This is a genomic window from Peptoclostridium litorale DSM 5388 (assembly GCF_900141635.1).
Taxonomy (GTDB): Bacteria; Bacillota; Clostridia; order Peptostreptococcales; family Peptostreptococcaceae; genus Peptoclostridium; species Peptoclostridium litorale.
The window spans coordinates 1-4989 of sequence record NZ_FSRH01000028.1; the positions used below are offsets into that span (position 1 = coordinate 1).

A 4989-nucleotide genomic window follows, 5' to 3' on the forward strand; every position below is an offset into this window, starting at 1 on the left:
CCGTTTGTTATCGGTCGCAAAAATTATCTATTCTGCAAATCACCTCATGGAGCAAAAGCCAGCGCCATGGCATACAGCATAATAGAAACAGCCAAAATGAATGGCCTGAATCCTTTTTACTATTTGAAATACCTGTTCGAGCAGCTTCCGAATACAAAACTCAGCACTCCATACGCACTGGATCATCTTCTTCCGTGGTCTGAAACCCTGCCGAAAGAGTGCCTTAAAACATTTGAATCTAAAAAATAGAAAACGTCCTATTTGTGAGTATTATCTCATAGATAGGACGCTTTTCATATGTGGGTTGTATTTGACGGATACAAATATACTCTCTTAAACGATTTTCTTATAGCGCACAGTAGGAACATATTGTCACAATCTGGCTCTATTATAGTACCCTCAGCATATATAATCAATTCATCTGAAAGCTATTAGACATCTATTGATTCGTAATCCTGTGTAATATTTATATCTATTATATATTTTTTACCGCTACTTCCCCATGGAATACGCTCAAAATCAAGACCTATAAACTCAATATTATCAATCATATATAATATGTCACCTACTATTTTTTCTTATCCCTTTCTTTGAAAAGCTTAGGATCCTCGACTAAAACCTATAAATTTAAATTGTATTTAACCATACATCAACAGCTCCTTCCCTAAATAAAATCAGATCAAAATAGTATATCATGCATTATCCGGACATGTCATAATAAAAATGTCGAATGCAATAAGTAGTTTTCGTAAGCAAATTAAGGTTCCGGAGCAGAAAAGAAAAGCGTTAAAAATAAGATGGTGAACTTTTGAGGATATAATTCTTCCCGTATGTTTAAACCTCCCGTTCGCAAAGGTAATATTATATTGTGTATTAAATGTTTTTGCTTGGACATACAACATGTGCAAAAAAATCAATAATATGGTAAAATGCAAATGTAAGTGGAATACTCGGACATTTGTTTTTGAAAAAAAGATGCATTGAAACTATAAATTTAAACAGGGGAAAGAATTTGATATGAATTTATTTGTTGTAGGAAATGGATTTGATATAGCACATGGATTAAAAACATCATATATTGATTTTAGATGTTATTTAGAAGAGCAAGATTGGGACTACCTAAGATCTTTAGAGGAAATGTATGGATTTACAATTGAGAGTAAACAAGAATTTGTGGAAAATTATCTTTGGAGAGATTTCGAAAAAAATCTTTCATTAATAGATGAAACACACATTATAGAAAATGGAGAATCCATTGAATTGGGATTAGAAAGCGAAGATATAGGAGTTGAAGATACCCTTAATGAATATTGGGAAGACCAGTATGGATTCATTCAAAGGTTAAATGAATTTATCAAGTTATGGATTAAGCAGGTTAATATAGATGCAGATAGAAAAACTAATAGAATAAGTGCAGATACAAATGACTTATTTATAACATTTAACTATACATTATTATTAGAAAAAGTCTATAAGGTTGATAAATATAATATTTTGCATATACATGGTTCTATTGATGAAGATTATGATTTATCACCAGTTATTGGTCATGGCGACTATTCAAAAGTTATCGAAATGAAAAGGATATCAGAAGAAGTCAGTGAAGAATTTCACGAGAAAAAATGTAGCATTTATAATGCAGTTGCAAACTATTATGATCGAACATTTAAAGATGTAAAGCATTTTCTAGGAATTAATAAGTATTTTTTTAAAAGATTAAAAAATATTGAGGAAATATCTATCATAGGACACTCGTTGGGCGATGTTGATATGCCATATTTTAAAGAAATAAAAAGATATGTGAAGCAGGATTCTATTTGGAACATTTATTATTATGATAAAGAGAAAGCAACTTGTTTTAAGAATAAGATTATTTCCATAGGTGTAGATGAGAGTAATATTAGAATGTTAAGGTCACAAGATTTCTTTAAATAGAGTAAGTGATGATTGGATATAAGAATTTTAATGGTAAAAAAACGAGAATTGAGGATGAAAATGGTATCTAGTAATTTATAGAGGGAGGAATTATGTCTGGATCAAAAGAAGAATTAGCAAAATACATTGAAAAATATAAACTAATAAGATCTTATTTGGGAGATATCCATGTAGATAAATCAGATAGGATAGGTGCTGGTGGAAATGGGGTTGTTTATTCTGGAAAATTAAATGATAGCAATATAGCAATTAAATTTTTTGTTGAAAATGGATTAACTAAGCTTACTCGTTTTAAATCTGAATTTTTCAATGTTCAAATGTTGCCTGCAAATAAAAACATAGTTAATTTAATTAATTACGAAGAGTTAACTATAGTTAGTGATGAAAGTGAAAAAGAAATAATGATTCCATACATATTAATGAAAAAATACGATGAGTCCTTAAAGCAGTACAGGAATGCAAGAGGATTCGATGAAGTAACTTTTTTAAAACTATTTAATTTTCTTATCGAAGGGATTAAATTTATTCATTTAGAAGGAATTATTCATAGGGATATAAAACCAGAAAACATTTTAGTTACCCATGATGATGAATTTGTTCTTACTGATTTTGGGATTGCCCATTATAATCCAGAAAGATTTGCTTTAAAAGCCAATACCAAACGCGGTGACCGTTTGGGGAATTATGAGTTTTCAGCACCAGAACAGGCTGAAAAAGGAATTGAACCTGCACAAACTATGGATATATACGCCTTTGGACAACTCTTACAATGGTATTGCCATGGAAGCACCCACAGGGGCACTGGTCGAGAGTCTATAGCACACTTGATTGCTGGTGTAAAGGGTGAAATTATTGATAGTATTATAAATAAATGTTTATATAATGAGCCCTCTAATAGATTTGAATCTATTGAAGAAATTGAAAAATATTTGGAATCAGAACTTGCCAGGCGTAAAAAACCAGATGCATTTGAGGAAATGAGGAAATTTAGTACCGCACTTAGAAAAAGTGTACTATCAAATTATAGAAAACCATATTACATTAATGAACCATCCAAAATCGAGAATTTAATTGCTTACTTAAATAAGCAAAATTTTAAGCGTAAACTTGAATTCAACACTGGTTGTGGTAATAATACAATTGATAGTATAAGATATATAGATACAAAAAAAATACTAATAGATCATAGAGAATTTGAATTAAATGGTATTTGGATATATTGTAATGATAGTTTATATGATGACATTGTGCTTTTAGATTGCGTTAAGTATGATTTTAAAGATTCGTCAAGAATTCAACCCGATGCTATAGCTTATTTAAGTAGTCATAAGTTTGATGAAGTTATCGAAGTTCCAATATCTTCGTTAGAATCCGGATTTGTTGAAATCGAGAACAATATTTATGATATCAATGAATTAAAAGTTCAAGAAAGATACCCAAATTATAGTTATAACTTTGTAGCAATTGGAACGATGTATCATAGCACAATATTACATAAGAATGATGGATTTCTTGAATCGATTCAAACCTCAGAATTAAATCCTGAAAGCATTAAAATTTTGATAAAAAATATTAGTAGAAATAAACATGATGAGGTATTTTTACGAATATAGACTAAACTTAATGATAAACTGAAAAATTACTATATTTCCACTATATCAACAGTATTCTTAAACACAGCTAAATTTAAAAAAGAATGATTAGTAATAGGATATTTGGGTAAAATTATAAACAAGGAGAGGTCTATTAATTTTGAGGCCAAAGAATTGACAATTTTAAAGTCTAAAAACTAGTGTGATTAAATTATTAAAATGCTAGTGTAATATTTAAAACTAAAATAATAATTAAGAAGCTTAAAAGAGCTTGAGTAAAAAAAAAAATCTGGATTTTGCAAATTTGCAAAAAAAGATATTTTTTTTCACTTAGGCTCTTTTTTCTGTTTTTGCAAATGTTTGGAGGTGTTACAAATGGCGAAAAGAAACAGGAAAATGACAGATAAAAAAATTGAAAGAATGATAAAAGAAGGAAGAGGGCAAGGGTCCGGTGCAGACTATAAACCATGGATTACTATTCAAGACATTGCATCTAAAGGAAGATCAACAAGAATAAAAGGAATTAAAACTAAAAGGCAACATGAATTTTTATCTGATATGGAAACTAACTTTTTTTTTCTTATGGAATTTTCAGATAGAGTTTCAGATATAAGGGAACAATATCCACTTTTGCTATTAGAAGAAACACTATTTATAGCTGAAAAGCTAGGGATTAAACATCCAACAGATCCAAAAACAAGAATGCCTATTGTTGTGACAACAGATTTTTTAATTACGATACAAGATCATAATGGTCAAAGACTTATAGCAAGAACGATTAAAGAGAAACAAAAGTTAAGCAAAAGAACGCTTGATAAATTTGAAATCGAGAGGAGATATTGGCAGAAAAGAGGTGTTTATTGGGGAATTGTGACTGAAGATGAAATTGATAAAGTTAAGGCGAATAATATTGCGAGCATATATGTCAATAGCGTTTCTATTTTTCCGAAAATCTCCGTTCGAAAATTACCGTTTTCAACCGAAAACTATGCGTAAACTCAGTCGATTTTATTCCACGATCCTGTTTACAATAAGACTCGCAGACCTGTTTTCAGTATCGGAGACATCTAAGTACCCTGTTGATGCATCTTTTAGGCTAACAGGTCTGCTTCTCATTATAAACAGGCTTTCGCGGCATAAATGTCACATACGGTTATTCTTCTTTACTCATTCTACTTGAGTTGAAAAATCCAGCTTTCTTCTTTTCTTTGATTCTATAGCTTTCACCTTTGATATTTATAGTCATTGAGTGATGAAGCAACCTGTCTAAAATTGCTGTCGCAACTACATTGTCTCCGAATATGTCTCCCCAATAGCCATATGACTTGTTGGATGTTATTATCAAAGAACCCTTTTCATAGCGCTCAGAGACGATTTGAAAGAAGTAGTGGGCTATCTCACCATGCATCTCATTGTATCCCAGTTCATCTATTACAAGGATATCTGGTTTTTGAAGCGTTTT

At 30.6% G+C, this 4989-nt stretch carries 5 protein-coding genes; 4 read left to right on the forward strand and 1 reads right to left on the reverse strand.

What is annotated here, in order from left to right; all coding sequences use genetic code 11:
• From BUQ87_RS14700 to BUQ87_RS14715, 4 genes are all read left to right on the forward strand, one after another.
• Nucleotides 1–249 (forward strand): transposase domain-containing protein (locus tag BUQ87_RS14700; RefSeq protein WP_143182482.1); only part of this gene is annotated, 249 nt, incomplete at its 5' end.
• Nucleotides 250–1017: 768 nt separating this feature from the next.
• The gene (locus BUQ87_RS14705) at nucleotides 1018–1935 is read left to right on the forward strand and encodes a bacteriophage abortive infection AbiH family protein (protein WP_038267176.1); all 918 of its coding nucleotides are present in this window, start codon (nucleotides 1018–1020) and stop codon (nucleotides 1933–1935) included.
• Nucleotides 1936–2027: 92 nt separating this feature from the next.
• Entirely contained in the window at nucleotides 2028–3548 is a 1521-nt protein-coding gene (locus BUQ87_RS14710; protein WP_038267179.1) for a protein kinase domain-containing protein, read from the forward strand.
• A 354-nt stretch (nucleotides 3549–3902) separates the two neighbouring features.
• Nucleotides 3903–4523, forward strand: coding sequence for a TnsA endonuclease N-terminal domain-containing protein (locus BUQ87_RS14715; protein ID WP_038267182.1), 621 nt, complete (start codon nucleotides 3903–3905; stop codon nucleotides 4521–4523).
• A 157-nt stretch (nucleotides 4524–4680) separates the two neighbouring features.
• On the opposite strand, the gene BUQ87_RS14720 is transcribed toward BUQ87_RS14715, so the two are convergent.
• The coding region (locus BUQ87_RS14720; RefSeq protein ID WP_159434266.1) for an ATP-binding protein at nucleotides 4681–4989 on the reverse strand (309 nt) is incomplete at its 5' end.